Source organism: Variovorax sp., assembly GCF_965279555.1.
GTDB lineage: Bacteria > Pseudomonadota > Gammaproteobacteria > Burkholderiales > Burkholderiaceae_C > Variovorax.
In genome coordinates, this window is sequence record NZ_OZ257247.1 from 5,351,054 (window position 1) to 5,373,712 (window position 22,659).

General features: G+C 63.7%; 20 protein-coding genes. 10 read left to right on the top strand and 10 right to left on the bottom strand.

Annotated elements, in window-relative coordinates; translation table 11 throughout:
• Position 1: 1 nt before the first annotated feature.
• From ACQY8B_RS25110 to pilV (ACQY8B_RS25125), 4 genes are read right to left on the bottom strand one after another with little or no spacing between them, the layout of a single operon-like run.
• Positions 2-4,390: a pilus assembly protein gene (locus ACQY8B_RS25110; protein WP_422084409.1), complete on the bottom strand. Its 4,389-nt coding sequence runs from the start codon at positions 4,388-4,390 to the stop codon at positions 2-4.
• A gap of 15 nt (positions 4,391-4,405) precedes the next feature.
• Positions 4,406-5,005, bottom strand: a complete 600-nt coding sequence (locus tag ACQY8B_RS25115) for a pilus assembly PilX family protein (protein WP_081268728.1) — start codon at positions 5,003-5,005, stop codon at positions 4,406-4,408.
• A 1-nt stretch (position 5,006) separates the two neighbouring features.
• The gene (locus tag ACQY8B_RS25120; protein WP_422084410.1) at positions 5,007-5,984 is read right to left on the bottom strand and encodes a PilW family protein; all 978 of its coding nucleotides are present in this window, start codon (positions 5,982-5,984) and stop codon (positions 5,007-5,009) included.
• A gap of 35 nt (positions 5,985-6,019) precedes the next feature.
• On the bottom strand, positions 6,020-6,613 hold the full coding sequence (pilV, locus tag ACQY8B_RS25125) for a type IV pilus modification protein PilV (RefSeq protein ID WP_422084411.1): 594 nt from the start codon (positions 6,611-6,613) through the stop codon (positions 6,020-6,022).
• Positions 6,614-6,880: 267 nt separating this feature from the next.
• Here pilV (ACQY8B_RS25125) and ACQY8B_RS25130 point away from each other — a divergent pair, with 267 nt between their 5' ends.
• Genes ACQY8B_RS25130 through ACQY8B_RS25155 form a run of 6 tightly spaced genes read left to right on the top strand, consistent with a single transcriptional unit; the run spans position 6,881 to position 14,792 of the window.
• Positions 6,881-7,435, top strand: coding sequence for a GspH/FimT family pseudopilin (locus ACQY8B_RS25130; RefSeq protein ID WP_422084412.1), 555 nt, complete (start codon positions 6,881-6,883; stop codon positions 7,433-7,435).
• A 12-nt stretch (positions 7,436-7,447) separates the two neighbouring features.
• Positions 7,448-8,065, top strand: coding sequence for a type IV pilus modification protein PilV (gene pilV / locus ACQY8B_RS25135; protein ID WP_422084413.1), 618 nt, complete (start codon positions 7,448-7,450; stop codon positions 8,063-8,065).
• Positions 8,062-9,066 (top strand): PulJ/GspJ family protein, encoded by a 1,005-nt coding sequence (locus ACQY8B_RS25140; RefSeq protein ID WP_422084414.1) that lies wholly within the window; start codon positions 8,062-8,064, stop codon positions 9,064-9,066. The genes pilV (ACQY8B_RS25135) and ACQY8B_RS25140 overlap by 4 nt, the downstream gene beginning before the upstream one ends.
• Positions 9,063-9,695, top strand: a complete 633-nt coding sequence (locus ACQY8B_RS25145) for a pilus assembly PilX family protein (protein WP_422084415.1) — start codon at positions 9,063-9,065, stop codon at positions 9,693-9,695. The genes ACQY8B_RS25140 and ACQY8B_RS25145 overlap by 4 nt, the downstream gene beginning before the upstream one ends.
• Before the next feature lies 1 nt (position 9,696).
• Positions 9,697-14,316 carry a pilus assembly protein gene (locus tag ACQY8B_RS25150; RefSeq protein WP_422084416.1) on the top strand — a complete coding sequence of 1,540 codons (4,620 nt, stop codon included), beginning with the start codon at positions 9,697-9,699 and terminating at the stop codon, positions 14,314-14,316.
• A complete protein-coding gene (locus tag ACQY8B_RS25155) occupies positions 14,313-14,792 on the top strand; it encodes a type IV pilin protein (protein ID WP_422084417.1) in 480 nt (159 codons plus the stop codon). The genes ACQY8B_RS25150 and ACQY8B_RS25155 overlap by 4 nt, the downstream gene beginning before the upstream one ends.
• 24 nt (positions 14,793-14,816) lie before the next feature.
• On the opposite strand, the gene moaC is transcribed toward ACQY8B_RS25155, so the two are convergent.
• Positions 14,817-15,299 (bottom strand): cyclic pyranopterin monophosphate synthase MoaC, encoded by a 483-nt coding sequence (moaC, locus tag ACQY8B_RS25160; protein ID WP_422084418.1) that lies wholly within the window; start codon positions 15,297-15,299, stop codon positions 14,817-14,819.
• 53 nt (positions 15,300-15,352) lie between these two features.
• Between moaC and ACQY8B_RS25165 the strand changes: the two genes are divergently transcribed.
• Positions 15,353-16,918, top strand: coding sequence for a M48 family metalloprotease (locus ACQY8B_RS25165; protein ID WP_422084419.1), 1,566 nt, complete (start codon positions 15,353-15,355; stop codon positions 16,916-16,918).
• A gap of 30 nt (positions 16,919-16,948) precedes the next feature.
• Here the strand turns inward: ACQY8B_RS25165 and ACQY8B_RS25170 are convergent, their stop codons facing one another.
• The 3 genes from ACQY8B_RS25170 to ACQY8B_RS25180 form a co-directional block, all read right to left on the bottom strand.
• On the bottom strand, positions 16,949-17,302 hold the full coding sequence (locus ACQY8B_RS25170; RefSeq protein WP_422084420.1) for a phage holin family protein: 354 nt from the start codon (positions 17,300-17,302) through the stop codon (positions 16,949-16,951).
• An 88-nt stretch (positions 17,303-17,390) separates the two neighbouring features.
• Positions 17,391-17,855 carry a hypothetical protein gene (locus ACQY8B_RS25175; RefSeq protein WP_422084421.1) on the bottom strand — a complete coding sequence of 155 codons (465 nt, stop codon included), beginning with the start codon at positions 17,853-17,855 and terminating at the stop codon, positions 17,391-17,393.
• An 85-nt stretch (positions 17,856-17,940) separates the two neighbouring features.
• Positions 17,941-18,687 (bottom strand): TerC family protein, encoded by a 747-nt coding sequence (locus ACQY8B_RS25180; RefSeq protein WP_422084422.1) that lies wholly within the window; start codon positions 18,685-18,687, stop codon positions 17,941-17,943.
• Positions 18,688-19,181: 494 nt separating this feature from the next.
• Between ACQY8B_RS25180 and ACQY8B_RS25185 the strand changes: the two genes are divergently transcribed.
• Positions 19,182-19,652 (top strand): DUF3717 domain-containing protein, encoded by a 471-nt coding sequence (locus tag ACQY8B_RS25185; RefSeq protein WP_422084423.1) that lies wholly within the window; start codon positions 19,182-19,184, stop codon positions 19,650-19,652.
• 2 nt (positions 19,653-19,654) lie between these two features.
• Entirely contained in the window at positions 19,655-19,960 is a 306-nt protein-coding gene (locus tag ACQY8B_RS25190; RefSeq protein ID WP_422084424.1) for a putative signal transducing protein, read from the top strand.
• A gap of 12 nt (positions 19,961-19,972) precedes the next feature.
• Here the strand turns inward: ACQY8B_RS25190 and ACQY8B_RS25195 are convergent, their stop codons facing one another.
• Both ACQY8B_RS25195 and purB read right to left on the bottom strand, forming a co-directional pair.
• Positions 19,973-20,533 (bottom strand): YaeQ family protein, encoded by a 561-nt coding sequence (locus ACQY8B_RS25195; protein WP_422084425.1) that lies wholly within the window; start codon positions 20,531-20,533, stop codon positions 19,973-19,975.
• A complete protein-coding gene (gene purB, locus ACQY8B_RS25200) occupies positions 20,533-21,912 on the bottom strand; it encodes an adenylosuccinate lyase (protein WP_422084426.1) in 1,380 nt (459 codons plus the stop codon). The genes ACQY8B_RS25195 and purB overlap by 1 nt, the downstream gene beginning before the upstream one ends.
• A 131-nt stretch (positions 21,913-22,043) precedes the next feature.
• On the opposite strand from purB, the gene ACQY8B_RS25205 reads away from it, so the two are divergent.
• On the top strand, positions 22,044-22,655 hold the full coding sequence (locus ACQY8B_RS25205) for a glutathione S-transferase N-terminal domain-containing protein (RefSeq protein ID WP_422084427.1): 612 nt from the start codon (positions 22,044-22,046) through the stop codon (positions 22,653-22,655).
• The last annotated feature ends 4 nt before the right edge of the window (positions 22,656-22,659 follow it).

The window sequence follows — 22,659 nt, forward strand, 5'->3', positions numbered from 1 at the left end:
TTCACGATCCGCGCTTCAGGTCCAGGTAGTTATTGATCTGCCGCCAGCTCAACCGGCCCGCGGTAATGACGACGCTGTTCTGTCCGGTGTTACCCGTGCCGCCAGCGGCATTGCCGACACCGCCGGAACCTTGCGCAATCACTTGGCTGGTGACCCTCCTCGTGCGCCGACCAGTGCTGTTGCTGTTGGTCAAGACAGTGGAGGCGACCTCGATCACCAGCGGCTGCCCCATGATGCCGACGGTCGATACTCGTCGTGTCCCCATGCCGGTGTCCACGTCGACGATGTACGAATTGCCGCCGCCCCCGCTCACGCCGCAGTTGGTCGAGTTGCCTGCCGTGCCCGGGATCAGGCTGCCGAATATCAGCGTGCTGCCGTTCAGCAATGCGCCACTCACTTGGCGTTCGGTGCTGGCGTAGTCCATGTACCAGCCCGAGCTCACGGTCGATGTGTCCGTGAGGTCGCTCGTGGCGCGGCCCCAGGTGAAGCTGGGCACGGTAATCGCACCGGCGGAGTCAATCGAGGCGGCTCTCAACCTTGCACGCCCGCTGATGGCCCCGGATCCGTTCGGTGTAGCGTCGGCAACGCTCGTACCGTCGTCGTACACCACATAGAACGAGTTCTGTGCCGTCGACGAGCGGTCATCCACTTCCAGGTATTTGCCGGTGCCGAAGGCCACCTGGATCGCGTTGATGTTGTTCGTCGCGGCCACCAGCGTGGGGGCCATGCTGATGGGCTGCACGTTGCCCGCGCCGTCCTTGGCAACGTAGAGCGGGTAGGGGGCGTTGCTGCTGGCGTTCTTGAAGGCCGACAGGTTCGCCATGTTCCACTCCGAGGTGCCGTGGTTACGGAAGTCGAGCTTCCACATGTTGCCGTGCAGGTCACCCGCAAAGATCTGGGCCACTTCGCGGTTGCCGCCGGTGGCAATGGCCGCCTTGAAATTGAGCATGCCGGTGGCCTTGGTCACCGCCAGCGTCGCGTCGAACGGAAATTCCACCTTGTAGTAGTTGGTGCCGAGGGTCCAGGCTGTCTCGGGCGCCTTCGAAAGATCGAGCAGGAACAGAGCGGGGTTGCCGGTGCTGTAGTTGTTAGCCGCGTTGACCTTGGTGTAGTTGTTGACGCCGCTGGCCACCACCGCAAACCACTTGTAGGTGGGGGTCGTGGCTGTCGGCGCGCTGGTGCGCATCTTCAGGATCTGCGGCTGGCCGACAACGAAGCCCATGTCGACGTCGTCGTCCTGCGTGAACTCCCACATCACGTTCGACGCGGAGAACGACGTGGGGTCGGTCACATCGAGCGCGAACACGCCGCGCCCGCCTGCACCTGTGCCCGACACGAGCACTGTCTTCCAGTCGGCCGCTGTACCGGCGGAGCCCACCTGCGCTTCCGCTACCACGGGCGGACCGTCGACATAACTCTGGTGGTTGGACACATAGCTCGTATCGGTCAACGCGGCAAGCTTGGGTGTCATCCAGCTGGGGATGTAGCCGAACAGCTCGTCGCCGGTGCCGGCGTTGAAGGCATGCAGCATGCCGTCGTTGGCGCCCACAAACACGGCGGGCGTACGGTTGCTGTTGGCCGTCACGAAAGCGGCATAGCTGCTGGAGTTGATGTTGCTGGCTGGCGCACCGGAATACACCACGCCCGAATTGATGATGTCCCCCAGCAGCTTGTTGTTGCGGCGGCGGAAAGGCGAGCCCTCGCGGGCATTGCTGCCACGCAGGTAGCTCACGCGATCGGAGCCCAGCGAATCGGCGGTGGAAGCGGGGGTGATCTTGTTCAGGTCAGCTTGCTGCGTGGTGGTCAGGGAATCCCACAGGAATGCGCTGGCCTTGGGTACGGCATTGCCCGGGCGTCCGACGACGATGTTGCGCGAGGTTGCGGGCGCGGAGAGCAACGACAGCCGGTTGGTGGCCGACCAGGTGGGCGTGGGCGTGATGCTGGCGGTACCGTTGCTGACGCTGATCGACTGCGCGAGCAAGTCGCCGCTCCAGTCGCTGGTGTCGAAGGCGCCCTGGTACACCGAGTTGCTCGTTTGCAGCGACTTCGACTGCACCGCACTGCCGGCAATGCTGCGCGCGGAGGTCGAAGCCCGGCTGAAGATGCTGTCGAACGCGCTCAGCACGCTGCGCGCGCTGCTCTGCAGGTAGTAGGTGCTGGCCTCGCCGGGGCGCGCGCTGTCCTGCCAGACGTTGTCGTCGACCGTGCCGTCCTGGCGCTTGAAGGGGTTGCCGAAGGTGTTGTAGGGCTTGCTGCCGGTGTTGGACGGGTCCGACTCGAACCCGCCGTACTTTGCCGAGGTGAAGAACTGGTTTCTGGTGCGGCGGGTGGTTGCGTTGTTCTGGTCGCCGTATTCGTTCACGTCGAAGAAGAAGCTCTTCACGCGCAGGCCGGGGCGCTGCATGGCCGGTTGGTCTGTCCAACCGGTGCCCCGGATGTCGTGCGTATGAGCCCAGTATGAGTAGCCGATGATCGCCTCGCCGCGCGGGTTGCCGTTGGCGTTGGCATTTCCGGTCGTGTGTTGCTGCACGCCCTGTCCGTCGAGGTAGGTGGTGTCTCTGGCCTTTTCGAAGTTCTGGGCCACGGTCGTCCAGGCCGTGAGGTCCGGAATGTTCCCTGCAACGTTGGTGCTGGGGTAGCGGTTGCCGTCGTGGGTGTTGATGTCGCCGATCACGACGATGTTGCTCTTCAGGCACGAATAGTTGCTCGAACTGGACCGGCTGTCTCCGTAGGGGTCGTTCCAATTGGTGAACACCGGATAGCCGTCGTACATGCTCGTCGTCATGTTGCTGATCGCGATGTCGCTGGGCTGCAAGCCTTGCAGATAGCGCAGGGATTCGTAGTAAAGCTCGCTGACGGGGTCGAACTGCTTGTAGCGGCCCGCCACTGGACCCGTGCGGCCGAACTTGTTGAGGTAGTTGATGACCCCGCTCACGCCGAAGGAGGCGTTGGTGCCCGAGAGCGAACTGCTGTCCGGATTGGTCGCGAACACGCCCGTGGTGGCATTCCATTCGGCCGCCGCATTGCCGCCGGTCGGTGTGTTCTCTATGCCGTTGATGTCGAAAGTCTTGGCGCCGACGTACTTCATGGGCGCGCGCAGCACGCCGCCGTAGCGGCCTGGCGGGCTGGCTCCGCTGTTCGTCTGGTCCATCAGGTAGCCGAAGGCGGACAGGCGCAGTTGGTCGCTGTACTTCTGCACGGTGCCCGTCGGCTTGTAGTTGCCGCTCGGGTATTTGGTGCAGAAGGTGTAGTCCCGTGCGTCGGCCAGGTTGCCGGAGGAATCCTTGTCGCAGACCTTGACGCGGGAATAGAAGAAGCCGTCGCTGTTGATGCCGTTTGCGGAGTTGGGCGGCGTCCAGGTTCCGTTGTAGGTGCGCAGATAGCACGCCTTCACGGTGCCGCTGATCGGGTCGCCGAACACGCCGTTGGAGCATGTCACGCCGTTGGACGCAGGTGCCACGGCCCACTTGGTGCCGGCGCCGTACCAGACCTCTCGCGTCCCGGTGAAGGCGCAGTTGTTGTTCTCGGTCGCGCAACTGCTGCTCGCCACGTCGGAGGGCTTCGCGCCCGAGAAATTCGTCACCGGACCCACCGCGGACGTGGATGGCTTCACGCTGAGGCTGTAACTGCCGGGAGAACCGCAACTGCCACCCTTGGCCGTGCCGAAGTAGATTTTGTTCAGCGTGTTCGCCACCCAGATGTCGCTGGTGCCGGCCGCGTTGATCATCTTCCTGGGCACCGCGCCCCAATATGCGCCGGTGCCGCCGCCGTTGCGCTGCAGTTGCTTGGCCGGAAAGTTGGTCGAGTTCCACATGCAGATCGGGTCGCCGTTCGGGATCACGGCGCGCTGCAGGATGGTCAGGTCGGTCGTATCGATGTAGCGGTCGCCGCCCGACAGCGCAAGCCGCAGCATGTCGATGGCCGAGCTGCTGGCCCAGTTCAGGAAGTTGCCGCTGAAGCCGTCATCGCACATGCGGTCCGTTCGCGTGCTGGACAGGATGCGGTCGAAGCGCTTGTAGTCGGAAGCCGTGAGACCCGAGGCAGGCGATTCGGTCGGCGTGTCGTTGTACGAATAGCAGGCATTGGCGTCGTAGTAGCCGATGTACTCGTTGAGATTGCTGTAGGTGCTGTCCGTGTCGCCGCTGGGTGTGTACTGGGCGCCGACCGTCGGGTATTCCACCGACAGCGCCAGTGCCAGAGTCGGCTTGTCGCCCGACGTGGTGGCATAGAGCGGGTCGCTGGCCAGCGCAACGGGCTTGATGTTGGGGGCTGTGCTGGAGATGGCTGCGAAAGACAGCGCAATCGTTGCGGCCACCAGCGGGAACGCAAGCCACGCGAGCGTGCGCGGCTGCGCGAACCATGGACGGGCTTTGGTGTTGGACGTTTTCATGGAAGGCGGTTCGCGTCAGTCGCGATAGATGATCTGGACGACGCCCTGGATGTCGTCCCGAGGGCCGAAGCCCATGGCTGTCACGCGGTAGATGTAGCTGGTCGTCGAGCCCGAGATATCGCGGTTGGCGGGATCCTCGATCGGCTCGATCACGTAGCGCGGCGGCTTAGAGGGCTGGATGCCGGTCGAGCCTGACGGGAAGCTTCGACCCGTGAAGTCGCCATAGGCGGCCGTCTTGGCCCCGGTCGTCGCTGTGAAGTCGACGGTCAGCCATGCGGGCTTGGCCGTCGTTTCAAGTGCGCACAGGCCCTTGCTGTTGCCGGAGCTGCCGCACCCGCTGACGAAGGCATTGGTGTTGGCCATGCGGGTGAACACCGTCCGCCGGCTGGAGTCCACAGGGCCGTGGATGTCGAACTCGGCATCCATCAGCGCAGCTTCGGCCGACTGCCAGGCCACCTGCATGTCCCTGTCATTCCGTGAACTACGTTCACCCATGGTCGCGATCTGCGCTGCACCCACGCCGAGTATGGAGACGATCACCAGCAGCAGCAGCACGATGATCAAGGACACGCCGCGCTGGCCTGCGGAACGGTAAGAAGAGCGTGTGTTTTTCATGTCAGAGCCCCTGGTCGTTGCGCAGGTGGATCGTGAAGGTCAGCGTCTGGCGAAGTCGACCGTCCGGCGTGGGCTGGAAGACCGTGTTGACGTCGTCATTGGAGGCGAAGGCGCTTCCGAGCGCGCCGTTCGCGCTGCTCTTGGTCGGGCCGAACGGGTAGAAGGTTTGCGATTGCGAATCCTGGGCGGCGCCCTTGGCGCTGCGCAGCACCATGCCGACGCGCACGCTGCGCACCCTGCGCCAGTTGGCGTTGGTGGCGGCGCTGTTGCCGGTCACCGTGATCTGGTCCGCGCGCAGATAGGCGTTCGGAACGTTGGGCGCGAGGAGGCCCGCCGCCGGCGCCGCTCCGGCCGTGACGCCATCGACGCCATACAGCACCTGGAAATTCTCGACACCTTGCACGATGGGGCTGGACAGCCATGAGCTGGTCGCAGTGTCGTAGTAGGTGCACAGGAGCGACGGTTCGCCCTGGCTCAGGCCCACGGAGAAGATGCTTGCCAGAAGCGTGTCTCGCGCAGCGGCGGTGTTGATGTCCGCGACGGTGGCCTGCGCGTTGCCGGCGCAGTCGATCATGGTCTTGTCCGCGTCCGTGGAGCCGGCGACCATGGTGTGGGCCTGCGCGGATTGGTAGCGCAGTATCAGCACATCGCTGCCGGTGCCCGCTTCGGTGCCGGGCCGTGTGGTGGACGTCGTCAGCGGGTTGGTCAGGTTCACCTTGGCGTTGTCGAACCCCATGATGCTCGGCGCCGGATCTGTCGCTGTCGCCTGGCGGGGTGTGGCCGCGAAGAACACGTCCCGGTAGCCGGTCTGCACTCCGATGCGCTGGATCATGTCTGCGGCAAACCGGCCGTTGTCGCGCAGTTGCGAGGCTGCGTCGACCGTGGTGAAGCCGCGGCGCGCGACCGTCAGGGCCGACACCGCGGCGGCCACCACGATCAGGCCGACGGCCATGGCAACGAGCAGTTCGATCAGGGTCAAGCCGCGAACACTGTCGCGGCTGCGTGAACGGACGATCACAGAGTGCTCCCGGGCGTGACCGGCAGGACGATGGACGGCTGCGCCGCCTGGTCGACCGTTGTGCCGGTCTTCGTGGAGGGGCGGCTCCAGCCGATCTTGACGAGGATCGGGTCGCTGGTATCGGTCGAGGTGCACGCCCACACGGCCCTGCCGTCCGACCCGTAGGGCGTGCTGTCGCGGCAGATGCGCACGTGTGCACCCGGCAGCGCGTCATCCAGCCGTGCCAGCCAATCGGTGAGTTCGGCTTGCGCGACGGCGGTCGTGCTGGCGCAATTCTGGCCGACGGACAGGCAGTAGGACGCGGTCGGGGCCGCCAGGGGGCTGGTCAGCTCAGCCGTCAGGTACGGATTGTTCGTAGCAAGCAGCGCCTGATCCTTGTTGCCCCGCATCATCTCCGCCAGCTCGCGAGCCAGCACCACGGCTGTCGACTGAAGCCGCGCATCGCGGTTGGCCTGCAGCGATGCCGCCTGCAGGCCGACCATGCCGAGCAGCCCGAACGACAGCACGACGATGGACACCAATACTTCGAGTAGCGTGAAGCCGGTGGCTCTTCGGGCTCGCCGGATATGGCAATTTGTGGAGTTCTTCATTCCAATGCGCGGGCGGAAATTTGTAAACAAGATTTCTCAAATGTGAACGGAGATCATGCCGGCGGTTCTTTCATAAGCGCGCGCCGCCTGTCGGGCTGGAGCAACCACTTGGAACATTTGTTACTCAATCGTTAGCAGGCATCGAACGGTCACCAGCAGGCGACAAGCGGCAATTGAGTACTTTCAAACTCACCTAGCATCCAAGACACATATAGAAACAGTGTTGCGAGGGGAAGGGTTTCAAACATGTCTTGGAGGCATAAACCGTTGCGTAGCTGCGGCTTCACGCTCGTCGAGTTGGTGGTCGTCATCGCGATGCTCGGAACACTGCTCGCGCTGGCCGCGCCGAGCTTCGTGGTGATGCAACGGAACTCCGCCGCTGCAACGCTCGGCAATGAATTCGTCATGGCGGTCGGCTTCGCGCGGTCGGAAGCCATCGCGACGAACAAATGCGTCACCGTCTGCGTGCCCCGAGACATCACCGTTGCCGACCCGGCCTGCGCCGGCAGAGGCACCGAATGGAGCAGCGGTTGGATCGTGTTCTCCAATCCCAAGTGCGACAGCGTCGCCACTGACGACACGGCGCAGTTGCTGAAGTTCTATCTCGGCAAGACGGACGGCCCCACGCTGACCGCGCCCACCGGCAAGGTCGCGACGCTGCGGTTCGACGCGCGCGGCCGCTCGAGTCTGCCCGGGCAGCAAGCGCTGGGGCTCGCACCCGCTGGCGGTTCCGCCACCAAGGTCGTGTGCCTGGACATGATGGGGCGTGCCCGGATCGGCAATGTCGGCGGCATCAGCTGCAACGACAGCAATCAAAACTAGGCGGGAGGGCGAATGATGAATCGCGCTCGGCAATCGGGTGTGGCGCTGATCGAGGCGCTGGTCGCTCTCCTGATCTTCTCGCTCGGACTGGTTGCCATCGCAGGCCTGATGGCCGCTGCAGTCAAGTACCAGACCGGCAATGAAGCCCGGCTGAATGTCTCGGCCGCGATCAATGACCTGTCGGAGCGGATCCGCATCAACGCACCTGGGGCAAATGGATATTCGGGTGTCGTCGGGGGTGTCGTGGTGGAAGGGACGGGCTATCAGCTGACCGAGGCCTATTCGGAGCAGGTCGCTGAGGCTGTCGCGGAATCGCCAAAGAACTGCGGACAGGTCGCTTGCACGCCGGCCGAGTTGGCTGTCTTCGATCTTGCAAGCTGGAAGAACATCCTGCGCGCCGCCTTTCCGGGAGGGGCGGGTTACATCACCGGCAACGTCAAGTCGGGATTCGACGTCAGCGTCATGTGGTTCGACAAGAACGCGCTGGACGAAAAGGGCGACGCCATGAAGCAGGCCAGTTGCACCAACAAGGCCGAGGATCGGCAAGAAGCGTCCGCACGTTTCTGCTGCCCCGAGGAAGCATCCGCGCCGGCGGGGGTGCGTTGCTATACCGCGAGAGTTCTTCCATGAAGACGCGTGCTTGCAGGTCGCGAGGTCTCACATTGATCGAGTTGCTGGTCTCGATCGTGCTCGGGCTGCTTCTCGCTGCCGCGGCCGGGTACATGCTCATCTCGACGACGAGAGTTTCAAGGGCCGTCGATGCCAATGCCCAGCAGCACGAAGCCACCAGTGTTGTTCTGGACATCATCGGCCGCGATCTGAAGAACGCGGGCTTCTACCCCGCCAACTTCCCTGTTTCGATCGAATCTTCCAGGTTCCAGGGGACTTATTCGAACATCGTATCGACCTCGGCCAAGGCGTTCGACCAAGGAATCTTTGGATGCAGCGAAGGGTTGTTCGACGTGACGGATGGCACATGTCCTGCGTCCAAGACTGGGGAGCCCGATTCGCTCGTCGTCAATTACTTCTCTGCCGACAACTTCGAGGTCGAAGGCGTTGGCACAAGAAAAGACTGCCTGCGTCAGGACGTCGAACTCGCCGAGTTCGGCGGAACAAAGTACAACGAAGATCGCGCCGGCGCGGGGGCCAAGGGGACCGGAACCGTCGTGTTGCCGCTCTTCATCAGCAACGTCTACGGCCTGGGGGCGAGCTACACATACACGCAGGATGGCCGGTCCATTACGACGCGCAGCTTTCGCTGCGCCGGCAACGGACCCAACACCAAGCCTTACCACCCCATCGTCTCCGGCGTTACCCAGCTCAGGTTTCGCTACGGGGTCGCGGAGGCCCATACGCTCGAAGCGCCCGCACGCTTCTTCACGGCTGCGGAAGTCAACGGTCTTCCGGCCGCCACCGTCAACGGCGAGAGCAAGACCGCCTGGCAGCGCGTCGTCGCCGTACAGGTGTGCGTCGTGACCAAGACGCTCGATGCTTCCGTGAGGCAGACGTCGAGCGGCAACTACGTGGACTGCGATGGCGCTTCCGTCGCGTTCGCCAGTTCCGACCGCGCGGTCTACAAGCAGCAAACCCGCATCTTCGGCGTTCGCAACAACCTCACGAGGACATTTTGAAGACCTCGCGCCACTTTGCTGCCGAGCGCGGACTTGCCATGGTCATCGTGCTGGTCTTCGTCGTGATCCTGTCCGGCGTTGCAGCCTTTGCCGTGCGGCGCGTGATGTTCGGCGAGCACGTTGCACGCAATGTGCTGGACATGGAAGTTGCCAGACAGGCTGCCGAGGCTGCCTTGCGCGATGCGGAGCGAGACGTTTCCCTGGCCGCCGATGTTGTGGGGGCGGCCTGCGCGCGTGGCGACGACCGTCCAATCAAGTCGGCTTACAGCGAACCGCACTTCGGCACGGACTGCCCCCGTGGCCAGTGCCGTTTCGGCGAGCAAAGCCCCGCGAGCTACTACGCAGCGAGCAACTCCAAGTCCAAGACCAACCCCGAACCTTGGTGGCCGGCAGACATGGGCGGCGTTGGCTGGAAGGCGTCTGCGCCATCCGGTTGCTCGTTTACCGGAGCGGTGCCGCTTGGCACCTTCACCGGTACGCCGGGCGTCCAGGGCGTGTCGCGCCAACCCGAATACCTGATCGAGTACATGCAGCGCGGCGACGACATTTATTTCAGGAATACCGCGCGTGGCTGGGGCCTCGACCCGAATACTGAAGTCGTGCTGCAAAGCTATTTCAAGCGAAGCTGAAATGAAATTATTTATCTTGAAGTTTGCAGTCATGGCGAGCCTGATCTGGAGTGGCGTTTGCAATGCCCAGATTCAGGCAATTCCGCCCAACGTCAGCCCGGACCCGAATATGCCCATGGTCATGCTGAACGTATCCAAGGACTACAGCATGTTCAGCCGTGCTTATACAGACTATGAAGATCTGAACTTCGACGGCACCATAGATTATTATTTTTTGCCCTACTTCAAGTATTACGGCTATTTCGACCCCACGAAATGCTATAGCTACAGCACGCAAAATGGCAATTTCGTGCCGGACTCCTTTGCCAGGAAAGAATCGGCTGCCGGCGATCCGGCGGGTTCGCAAAGATATTATTGTGCCGCCGCATCCGCGAGCACTTCAAATCTTTGGAGCGGTAATTTTCTGAACTGGGCCACCATGTCCCGGATGGATGTCTTGCGCAAGATTCTTTACGGCGGCTTGCGCTCCACGGACGAGGCTGGCACACCGAGCAATCCCGGAAAAACCGTGCTCGAAATGGCATTCGTCCCCAGAAATAGCCAGGCGTATGCGAAATACTATAACGGCAGCGACTTGATTCGCCTCACGCCATTCTCATACGCCAGAGGGCTTACGCTTTGCCGGCGCCATGAAAATCCAGGAAGCGGCGACACGCAGGAGTCACAGGTATCCCAACTGCGCCCGGTAATTCGCGCGGCTGAAGGCAATTACATCCTCTGGAACATGACGGAGGTCCTGAGCTGCAACTGGGCGGTGGAAAACGGTTATACATGGCAGTCATCCACCGTCAGCTTCATGACCGACAACTACCAGGGAGCCGGTGGCGCATCGACTCACAGCAACAGTATTCCTTCCAAGGCGGAAGAATACCTGGCTCGCGTCGAGGCTTGCAAAAACAACCTCATCGGAGAAGAGCGCTGCAAGCAGTATCCCAATAAGAACCTGAAACCGATCGGATTGCTGAATGAATTCGGCGAAAGCGAAAACTACGGGCAGCGCGCTTCCAGGGCTGAATTTGCGATGCTTCTTGGTTCTTTCGACACCAACCTCGATGGCGGCGTGCTTCGCAAGAATATGGCCGAAATCAACGATGAAATCGATGCGCAGACCGGGGTTTTCAAAACCGCATCCAATGCCAATGATCGGGGCATCATCTATTCGTTGAATCAGTTGAGGCCGTTTGGGTATAACCCGGCAACCGGAAAATTCTCGACGTCCTGTACTTCGGACAGTATCAAGAATGGCGATTGCCCGTCATGGGGGAATCCCATCGGCGAAATTCTTCTGGAGGGGCTTCGCTACTATGCGGGGAAAGCGGCCCTCTACACGGGCGGGAAAAACGACGCGCAGCTTGGCCTTCCATCCCCCACCTGGATTGATCCGCTGAAAGCCAATCCGACCTATGCGGATTCGAAAAAAACGCGGGAAGCGCTGTACGGAAAGAATATCTGCCGCCCACTCAACATGGTCACCATCTCCAGCGGCGTGGGTACGTTCGATGGGAACAAGATGAATGCCCTCAACGACAGCTCGTCGGGTATAGGTGCGCCGCAGGGTGCCGCCTATTACACGAATCTGATCGGTAGTGCCGCGCAGGAAGGCATTTCGAACACAACCCGGCTGGCCGGCTCCAATGGCACGGCGGGCGACGGCATCTGCACCGGCAAGCTCATCGGGGACCTGAGCCTCGTGGCGGGCCTTTGCCCCGAGGCGCCGAACATGCGGGGCACCTACCTCGGCGCCGGTGCCGCCTATTACGCGCACGTGAACCGTATCCGCTCGGACCTGACCGTTCCTGCGGACGCCAACTTCAATGTGCTGAAAGTCCGGCAGTACGCGGTGACGATGTCGGGTGGTTCCGCGTCCATTCGCGTTCCGGTTCCAGGGTCGAATCCACAGACCTACGTCTTCATCACCCCTGCCAGCGTCGATTGGAACGGTGCGACCCCTCTTCCGGGCAACATGGTGGACTTCAAGGTCTTGAGGCGCGGCGCGAACGGCGAATCCGGAACCTTTCTCGTGCTCTGGCAGCACCAGATGCTGGGTGAAGACCAGGACCAGGACATGCTGGGATCCATCCGGTACGAGACCGATTCGAGCACTTCGCCGCCGACACTGCGCGTTTTTACGCAAACTCTGGAGTCGAACACCGGGAACTCCAGGCCGTTCGCTTTCGGCTACACGGTTGTGGGTAGCGACAAGGATGGAAGCCACTTTCATAGCGGCATCAACAACTATGTCTCCAGCGAGTCGGCCGCGACCTATGCCGCGTCGAGCGTCCAGGGCGAGCCCAGAAATACGGAAAACAAGTGCTATCTGAACGATGACGGCACCAGGCCAAGCGGATGGAACTACACCAAGGCCCCGCGCCTGTGCGTGAAGATCGGCAACGCCTTCGTGAAGGGCGAGACCCGACTCGACTACAAGATGCTCGGCTCGAGCAATGTGGCGATCAACGACCCGCTCTGGTACGTTGCCAAGTACGGCGGCTTCAAGGACAACGAGAAAGATCCGACCAAATTCCCGGATGCCGTATCCAAATGGGATGCAAAGCGTGCGGACGGCGCCGCCTGCGGGGCCACCGGTCAACCCGGTTGCAGCGATGGCATTCCAGACAACTATTTCCTGGCGCGGCGCCCGGACCTGCTTGAAGAATCGTTGCGGCAAGTCTTTGCGGACATCACCGGAAATTCGAACTCCGCCCCTGCCGTATCGCGATCCGACTTGCGTGCGGGCGACTACAAGTACGTTGCGAATTTCTCGGCGTCCGATCTGCACGGCGAGTTGCTGGCGTATCGATTGGACGCGTCAGGCAACTTCGGCGGCACGCCTGCCGCGAGGGGGCACGTCAACCTGACAAACGCGGGGACTCGAACGATCATCACGAACCTCGGAACCACCGGGGTGCCCTTCACTTATGCAGGCTTGCACGTATCTGTGGGCGCAGCGTATCTGGCCGCGCTCGATGCCTCCTCGACAGTGCAACAAGACATCATCGACTACCTGCGCGGCACTCGCACCAAGGAGAGAACGTCCGGAGGCACTTTCCGTGACCGGAATTCCGATTCGATCATGGGCGGCGTGGTGAACTCCAATCCCTGGCTGCAGGACTTGCCCGTGGCCAACTTCTTCGGTTCCGCCTTCTCCGACTACAGCAGATTCAAGGCCGCCCAGAAGTCGCGCGCCAAGCTGGTCTGGGTAGGGACGGGGGACGCCATGTTCCACGCTTTCACCGCCGATACCCTGATGCCGGTGATGTCCTATGTGCCGCAGGCACTCTCCTCGCGCCTCAAGGAGATTCCCGCCGCAACGGTCACCGACGTGCGCGCCTATGCGGACGGATCTCCGTTTACTGCGGACGTGCAGACCTCCGCCTTGACGGATCGGTGGAAAACCTACTTGTTCTCCAGCCTCGGGCGCGGCGCGAAGGCGATCTTTGCGCTCGACGTGACATCGCCGGCACGTCTTACCGAGGCAAATGCCGCCGACATCTACAAGTGGCAGTTCACTGCCGCGGACGATGCCGATCTTGGCTACGTGATCTCCGAGGGCGGCGTGCACCCGGCAAGCAATCAGGCTGCGCAGGTGGCCAAGATGGCGAATGGCAAGTTCGCCGTGCTCTTTGGCAACGGCGTGTCGAGCACTTCGGGCAAGACCGTGCTCTACATTCTTTTCGTGGACGGGCCGGGCACCGCCGGCACGTGGGTCAACAACACCCACTACAAGCGCATAGAAGTCGGCACGGCGGGCGGCGGCGGATTGATGCAGCCGACCTGGCTCGATACGAACGACGACGGTATCGCTGACGTGATCTATGCCGGCGACCTCAAGGGAAACATGTGGAAGTTCGATGTTTCCGATGCGGACGTAACACGCTGGACAGCGGCCTACGGCAAGCCGCTGTACGCAGCCCAGGACGCTTCGAACAAAGCGCTGCCGATCACGACCGCGCCGGCACTGCGCTTTCACCCCAACGGCGGGCAGATCGTGGTCTTCGGCACGGGGCGGTCGATAGTCTCCGGCGATTTTCCCGACACGGGACTGCCGCACCGCATCTTCGGAATCTGGGACAAACCGAGCTATGCCGCCGACCCCGGCGCCATTCCCTCGGGGGTGACCGATCTTCAGCAGCGCACATGGGACCTCGACTCGAGGAAGACCGAGGCGATCGTCCAAAGCGCCACCAGCGCCATCAACTGGGGCACCAAGAAGGGCTGGTATGTGAACATTCCAATGTCTTCGGGGATGGTGCTGAGCAACCCCAAGGCCATCGGCAAGGACGTCAACATTCCCATCGTCTACAAGAAGCCGGCGGAGGGTGTCGTGTGCGCCGACAGTGCCGCGGGAGCGGACGTGCAGGTGAACGGGGTCACGGGGGTTGCCACGACACCGAATCTCTTCGGCATTGCCGGCGCCGTCGGCGAGGTGATCGGCATAGTGGGCCTCGACCAGCGCTTCACCATTCCCGAGGACTCGACCGCCCGCTGCACGGCGGGGCTCTCCTGCGCCCGGATCGTGGGGCCGAACACAGACATCACGATGAAGAAGAACACTACCCAATCGCGAATTTTCTGGCGCGAGATCCCCGGGCTGAAGACGACCGTGGAGACGCACCGATGAGTGCCAAGCAGAGCCGGGGGGAAGGCTTCACGCTGATCGAGATGATGATCACGGTGGCCGTCATCGCGATCCTCAGCGCCATCGCTTACCCGAACTACAAAGAGCATGTAGCCAAAGGCAAGCGCGCCCAGGCGAAGGCTTCGCTCTCACAGGCTCAACAATGGCTGGAGAGGCACTACAGCGAAAACTACAGCTACAAGAAGTCGGCAGATGGAACAGACGTCAACCAAGCGGGCGGAGCGTTCAAGAGCCAGTTCAGCACCTCTCCCTTGCCGGGCGAAGGCGCCGCGAACTACAACATCACGTTGACGCCCAACGACAAGGGCACAGGCTACACCCTGAAGGCAGTGCGCACGGGCTCGATGAGCGGCGACCGCTGCGGCGACTATGTCGTCACGCACACTGGCCGGAAATCGGTCGAGAACTACACGGGCTTCAGCGCGGCACTCGCGGCTGCGAGCGCGTGCTGGAACTGAGCCGCGTTTCTTGCGAGAGGCGGGCTACCCCGCCACCCAACTCCCCGACTTCCCCCCATGCTTCTCCAACACATGCACATCCGTGATCCGCATGCCCCGGTCCACCGCCTTGCACATGTCGTAGATCGTCAATAGCGCCACCTGCACCGCAGTCAGCGCCTCCATCTCCACCCCCGTGGGCCCCACGGTCTCGACAGTCGCCGTGCAAGCCACCTGCGGCGCGCTTCCCTGGTCGGCAAGGGCGAATGCCACCGCCACCCGCGTCAGTGCCAGCGGATGGCACAGCGGGATCAGGTCGCTCGTCTTCTTCGCCGCCTGGATGCCCGCGATGCGGGCGATGCCCAGCACGTCGCCCTTCTTCGCCGTTCCCGATTCGATCAGCGCCAGCGTTGCCGCCTGCATCTCGATGCGGCCCGTGGCCACGGCCACGCGGTGGGTGGAGGCCTTGCCGGCCACGTCGACCATGTGGGCCTGGCCCTGGGCGTCAAAATGGGTAAGAGTGCTCATGGTGAACGATCGTTTTGAAGATGCATCATACGAGCCCGAGCCACAGACGAGGAATGCCGCGCTTGACTCCCACTCCCTTCAGAAGACGCCGCCTGACACCCGCCCTGCGGACGTTCTGCGCTACTTTCTTGATAGCGTCCCAGGTGCTGCTGCCCGCCCCCGCGCTGGCGCAGATGCAGGTTCTGCCCGGCCTGGGCGACGGCGGCGAGATGACCGCCAGCGCCGAGCGCCATCTTGGCGACCAGATTGCCCGCGAGCTCTATCGCGATACCGACTACATCGACGACCCCGTGGTCGCGGCCTATGTGCAGGACATCTGGCAACGCCTGCTGGCGGCCGCGCGCGCGCGCGGCGAACTCACGCCCGAGCTCGACGAGCGCTTTGCCTGGACGATCCTGCTGGGCCGCGACCGCAACATCAACGCCTTCGCGCTGCCCGGCGGCTATCTGGGGCTGAACCTGGGCCTCGTCGCCGCGGTCGGCAGCCGCGACGAGCTGGCGACGGTGCTGGGGCACGAGCTCTCGCACGTCACCCAGCGCCACATCTCGCGCATCATGAGCAAGCAAGGCAAGCAGATGCCGCTGATGATCGCGGGCCTGATCCTCGGGATGATCGCGGCCGGCAAGAGCCGCAGCGGCGACGCCGGCCAGGCAGTGATCATGGGCAGCCAGGCGCTCTTTGCGCAGAACCAGCTGAACTTCTCGCGCGACATGGAGCGCGAGGCCGACCGCGTCGGCTTCGGCGTGATGACGCAGGCGGGCTTCGCGCCGCAGGGCGCGGCCGCGATGTTCGAGAAGCTGCAGTACGCCTCGCGCCTGAACGACAACGGCTCGTACCCCTATCTGCGCAGCCATCCGCTGACCACGGAGCGCATCTCCGACATGCAGGGCCGCTTCCAGTTCCGCATGGACGCCACGCCGCCGCTGCCGCTCGTCATGGACCACGCGATGATCGCTTCGCGCGCCCGCGTGCTGACGCGGCCGGGTGTCGACGTGCTGCGGCTGTGGGTCGATTCCGCGTCTTCCGGCGAGTTCGCGAAAAGCTCGCCGGCCCAGCAGGCCGGCACGCTCTACGCGGCGGCGCTGTCGGCCAAGGAACTGCGCGACTACAAGGCGGCGCGCACGTTGGCCGAGCGGTTGGTGGCTCGCACGGCCGATGACCCCGCTGCAGCCAAGCAGGCGCGCTGGCTCAGCGCCGAGGTCGAACTCGCAGCGGGCGCCCCGGCCAAGGCCGGCGCGCTGCTCGACGCCAAGTCGAAGGAGCGGCCAGAGATGATGCTCGCCGCCGAAGCCGCGACCGCCCTGCGCCAGCCCGCACCGATGATTCCCGTGCTGCGCGATTGGGTCGCCGCGAACCCGCGCGATGCAACGGCATGGCACACGCTGGCCAACCTCTACGGCGCGGAGAACGACACGCTGCGCGCGGTGCGCGCCGATGCCGAGGCCAACGTCGCGATCCTCGACTATCCGGCCGCGCGAGACCGATTCAAGGCGGCGCAGGAGCTGATTCGCCAGTCCGGCAAGCCGGTCGATCACTACGAGGCGTCGATCATCGACACCCGTGCGCGGGCGGTGGATGTGCTGGTGAAAGAGCAGGCCGCCGAGCCGCCGCTGAAGTAGCTGCGCGGGACGGCCGGCGCGGGCGCTTCTTCAGCGCCTGGACAGCAGCCCGCCCAGCGCGGACTCGATCAGCAGGCCCAGCAGCGAATACAGCAGCGAGCCGATCAGCGCGGCCAGGAAGCCGTTGACGTGGAAGCCGGCGAGCAGCCCCGAGGCAGCCCAGAACAGCAGCGCGTTGATCACGAACAGGAACAGCCCGAGCGTGACGATGGTGACAGGCAGCGTCAGCACCACCAGCACCGGCCGAACGATCATGTTGAGCAGGCCGATGACGGCCGCGGCAATCAGCGCGGAGCCGAAGCTGCTGACCTGGACGCCGCTGTAGAGATAAGCCACCGCCAGCAGCGCGACGGCGCTGAGCAGCCATTTGATGATGATGCGCATGCGGCGCAGGATACCCCAGGGTGCCAAAAACAACGAGCCCCGGTGCGTTGCCGCACAGGGGCTCGTCGAAGAAGAGAACGCGAGGCGCTTACTCGGCCAGCTCGTTCGCCAGCACCAGCAGTGCGCCCATGCCCATCACCGCGCCTGGAAAAGCCCAGCCCGACTGGTGCGCCGGCTTCTGGTCCGGCGTCACCGGCTCCAGGTCGACACCGATCTTCGGACGGCGCGCATCGACCACGTGCACGGCACCGTGCTCGCGCTTCAGCTGCGCGGTCAGCTCGGCCAGCGGACCCTTGGCCAGCACCGGCGTCACCTGCCCGCCGTTGCGCTCCAGCAGGGGCAGCATCTGTGCCTGCACCTTGCTGAACCACTTGGCGCGCCAGTTCTCGCGCGCGGAGTGGCTCACCCACTTGCTGATGCGATGCGTCATGCGCGGCGCGCAGGCCACGAGCACCCAATGGCGCGCCACGACGTTGTTCGCGTCGGGCGTGAGTTCGGCGAACTGTTCACAGGCGTAGGTGACGTCGTCGATATAAAGAATGATCTTTTCCATGGCGTGCTCCTTCAGATAGTTAGAGTGACAGAGGCTGGCTGGTGACAGAAGTTCGGTCTTGATGTCCGGTGGCGGCGAGCGGCGCTCAGCCGGTGGTCACCGGGGTCTCTGGCTTGCTGCGGGCCTGGCGGGCGGCAACCCACTTGCCGACTGCCAGCACCAGCAGCGCGCCTGCAACGCCGGCCGCGTACTTGATCGTGTCGGTCTGCGGCACCTTCGGCACCCAGGTCCAGGCCGCGGCGTTCGCGAGCGCGGGGTCGGACACGGCCATCGTGCCGGCGATCCAGCCGAGCAGCATGCCGCCGGCGGTGATGATCATCGGGAACTTGTCCATCAGCTTGATGACCAGCTGGCTGCCCCAGACGATGATCGGGATGCTCACGAGCAGGCCGAAGATCACGAGCGGCATCTGGTGGCCTTCGCCTGCGCCTTGCGCGGCGCCGGCAATGGCGATCACGTTGTCCACGCTCATCACGAGGTCGGCAATGATCACGGTCTTGACCGCGCCCCACAGCTTGTCGCTGCCGGTGATGTTGCCGTGAGCGTCGTCATGCTCGGGTGCCAGCAGCTTCACGCCGATCCACACCAGCAGGATGGCGCCGACCAGCTTCAGGAACGGGATGGCCAGCAGCGTGAGCGCGAAGAAGATCAGGATGACGCGCAGGATGATGGCGCCGGCGGTGCCCCACAGGATGCCCTTGGTGCGTTGGTGCGGCGGCAGCTTGCGGCAGGCCAGTGCGATCACGACGGCGTTGTCGCCGCCGAGCAGGATGTCGATCATGATGATCTGACCGACAGCGACCCAGAATTCCGGGGCCATGAACAGTTCCATAGGTTCCTCTTTGTTGTCGCGCCCCTGTCTCTCCCTTCAAGAGGGCGACGACGAAGGCGCATGGCGATGCGTTTCGATTCATCCTGAGAGGATGGTCGAAAGCGAGGAATGAAGACCGGGTGACACCGGGGACTCGCGAACGCTTCGACCAAACCTGCACAGGTTCAAATCGAAGGTCTTGCTCGACGGCGTGCACGCAAAAAACAATGCGCGTACGCTGCCCGACAGGCCGGAAGTGTTTTGCTTCGTATTGACGACCTGACGATTCGCGCCGTCGTGGACGGCGGTCGGGAGCTACTCCCCTTCGTGGGCGGGATTAGAGCATCGAAGACCTTGGCGGCGCAACCGAAAGTTTTCAGGGGCTTAAAAGGAATGTCCTGGAAACACGCATGAACAGGAGCTCTGACGCTCCTTGTTTTGTAGCAATCATGGCCCTTCATGGCCTCGGGGCATTGCCGGTCTATGATCCCCGCTCGCTGAATTTTTCACTCTTCATGGCCGCCATACACATCACCGACATCGAGGCCGCCATCAATCACTGGCGCGAGAAATCACCCTCGCCCGACGGGGTCACGCTGGGCCCCGAACTGCGCGCGCTGGCCGAGGTCTACGCGCTCATGGTCTTTCATCACGAGGAGGAGGTCGACGAGGTCGGCTTTCCGCCCAAGGCCTGGGCCGCATGGATGGCCTGGTACGAAAGCACGCCCGACACGCCCTGCATCGCGATCTGCTCCACCAGCCAGGGCGACGACGAATGCAAGGGCTGCGGCCGCAGCTTCGACGAAGTGCAGCTCTGGCCTGCCATGACGCCGGTGGAGAAGCGCGCCACCTGGCGCCGCATCACCATGGAAGATTCGGCCTGGCGCTTCAACCGCTATGCGGAACGGGCGCGCGAGGCAGAACCGCCGCCGTCCGCCGCCGATCCCGAGTTCGACCCCGACGACGGGCAGAGCTGGACACCCTGACAATGCGCCGCCTCGCGCAAGCCCCCAACCTCGCCATCGCGACCGTGTGGGCGCATGCATTGCGCGAGGAAGGCGTGGCCGCCACCGTGCAGCGCGAGTTCCTCGGCGCGGTCATGGGCCAGCTGCCGCCCGACCAGTGCCTGCCCGAGATCTGGATCGACGACGAAACCCAGTTCGACCTCGCCAGGCGCCTGCTGCACGCCTTGCAGCACCGCCCGCAACGCAGCTGGCAGTGCGTGTGCGGCGAACACGTCGAAGGCGGCTTCGAGCAGTGCTGGCAGTGCGGCGAGATGATGCCGGTCGCCTGACCGGCGCGAGCCCTATTTCCAGCGGAGCAGCTCGACGTCGATGCTGTTCGTGCCGTCGCCCAGCGTCAGCGTGTTTTCCTGGATCGTCGCCTGCAGCTGCATGCTGCGCTGCGCGAGCGCGGCCAGCGCCTGCGAAGCATCGGTCGGCACGCGGTAGACCTTCAGGTTCTGCGGCCGCGTCAGCTTGTTCTCGATGCCGCGCCACCAGATCTCGGCCGCGTGGTTGAAGCAATAGACGATCACCTCGTCCGCCTTGCCGCAGGCCTTGATGATGGGCTTGTCTTCCGGCTGGCCGACTTCGATCCAGATCTTCACCTCGCCGGTGAAGTCGCGCAGCCACACGTCGGGCTCGTCGACGTTCGACAGGCCGGCGCCGAAGGCCAGCGTGCCGTCGCCGTTGCAGATGTCCTGCAGCTGGTGCGCGTTGAGCGCGAGCGCTACGAGGCGGATCATCATCCGCTCGTCGGTCTCGCTCGGGTGGCGCGCCAGCGTCAGCGCATGGTCGGCGTAGTAGCCGTGGTCGATGTCGGCCACCGCGAGAGTGGCCTTGAAGATGGTGGACTTGAGGGCCATCAGATGCGCTTGGCCAGCTCGGCAGCCTTGCCGACGTAGCTGGCCGGCGTCATCGCCAGCAGGCGGGCCTTTTCCTCTTCCGGAATTTCCAGCGAGCGGATCAGCCCGTGCAGCGCCTCGGCCGTCACGGTCTTGCCGCGCGTCACTTCCTTGAGCTGCTCGTAGGCGCCCTGCACGCCAAAGCGGCGCATCACGGTCTGGATCGGCTCGGCCAGCACTTCCCACGAGGCGTCGAGGTCTTCGGCCAGCGCTTCTTCGTTGAGTTCGAGCTTGCCCAGGCCGGTGGCCAGGCTGGCGTAGGCCAGCGTGGCATAGCCGAAGGCCACGCCGATGTTGCGCAACACCGTGCTGTCGGTCAGGTCGCGCTGCCAGCGGCTGATGGGCAGCTTCTCGCTCAGGTGGCGCAGCACCGCGTTGGCCAGGCCCAGGTTGCCTTCGGCGTTCTCGAAGTCGATCGGGTTGACCTTGTGCGGCATGGTCGACGAGCCGATCTCGCCTTTCTTCAGGCGCTGCTTGAAGTAGCCCAGGCTCACGTAGCCCCAGACGTCGCGCGAGAAGTCGATCAGGATCGTGTTGGCGCGGGCCACTGCGTCGAACAGCTCTGCCATGTAGTCATGCGGCTCGATCTGGATGCTGTAGGGCTGGAAGCTCAGGCCCAGGCCCAGTGGCGCGGGCGTCTCGATGACCTTGCGGCTGAAGGCTTCCCAGTCGAACTCCGGCCAGGCGGCCAGGTGGGCGTTGTAGTTGCCGACCGCGCCGTTCATTTTGCCCAGCAGCTGCACCGAGGCAATCTGCGCGCGCGCCTTCGAAAGGCGCACCGCCACGTTGGCGATTTCCTTGCCCACGGTGGTCGGGCTGGCGGTCTGGCCGTGCGTGCGCGAGAGCATCGACACATCGGCGAACTGGTGCGCCATTTCGCGCAGCTTGGCGATCAGGCCGTCGATGGCCGGCAGCATGACCTTGTCGCGCGCGGCCTGGATCTGCAGGGCGTGGCTGGTGTTGTTGATGTCTTCGCTGGTGCAGGCGAAGTGCACGAACTCGGCGGCCGCGAGCAGCTCGGGCCGGGCCTCGAACTTGGACTTGATCCAGTATTCGACGGCCTTCACGTCGTGGTTGGTGGTTTTCTCGATTTCCTTGATGGCCAGTGCGTCGGCCTCGGAAAAGTGGGATACCAGGCCCAGCAGGTACTTGCGGGCGCCGCCCGTCAGGGGCTTGAATTCGGCGAAGCCGCAGTCGGACAGCGCAATGAACCACGCCACCTCGACTTGCACGCGCCGGTGCATATAGCCCTGTTCGCTCATCAGCGGACGCAACGCCGCGAGTTTGGCCGCGTAACGGCCATCAAGGGGGGAAAGGGCGGAAACGGTGGAAAAGCTCATGCCTCAATTTTAGGCGGCCGGCGGTCCGTGGGGCCGGCCCGACACATCGGGGTCGATTCGGGCCTCCGGTTTTCCCGTTCACCTAAAATGACTATTAACTAATGTTGTCATAGTTTAGGGAGAGAGCCTTCATGAAACTGATCGGATCGGCCGCCAGCCCGTATGTGCGCAAGGTGCGCGTGGTGCTGGCCGAAAAACGGCTCGATTACCAGTTCCTGATCGAAGACGTCTGGGCTGCCGACACCACCATCGCCAGCTCCAATCCCCTGGGGAAGGTGCCCTGCCTGATCATGGAAGGCGGCGAGGCGATGTTCGACTCGCGCGTGATCGTCGAATACCTCGACACCCTGTCGCCCGTCGGCAAGCTGATTCCCCAGCAAGGCCGCGAGCGCGCCGAGGTCAAGACCTGGGAAGCGCTGGCCGACGGCGTCATGGACGCCGGCGTGCTCTGGCGCCTGGAAGCCACCTGGTCCGGCCGCAACGACGGCGAGCGCAGTGCGGCATGGATCGAGCGCCAGCGCACCAAGGTGCTGGACGGCGTCGCGGCCATGGCCAAGGGGCTGGGCGACAAGCCCTTTTGCAGCGGCATCCACCTGAGCCTGTCGGACATCGCGGTCGGCTGCACGCTCGGCTGGCTGAACCTGCGCTTTCCCGAGATCGACTGGCGCGCCGACCACGCCAACCTCGCCAAGCTGTACGACAAGCTGATGCTGCGGCCCAGCTTCATCGACACAAAGCCTTGACCCG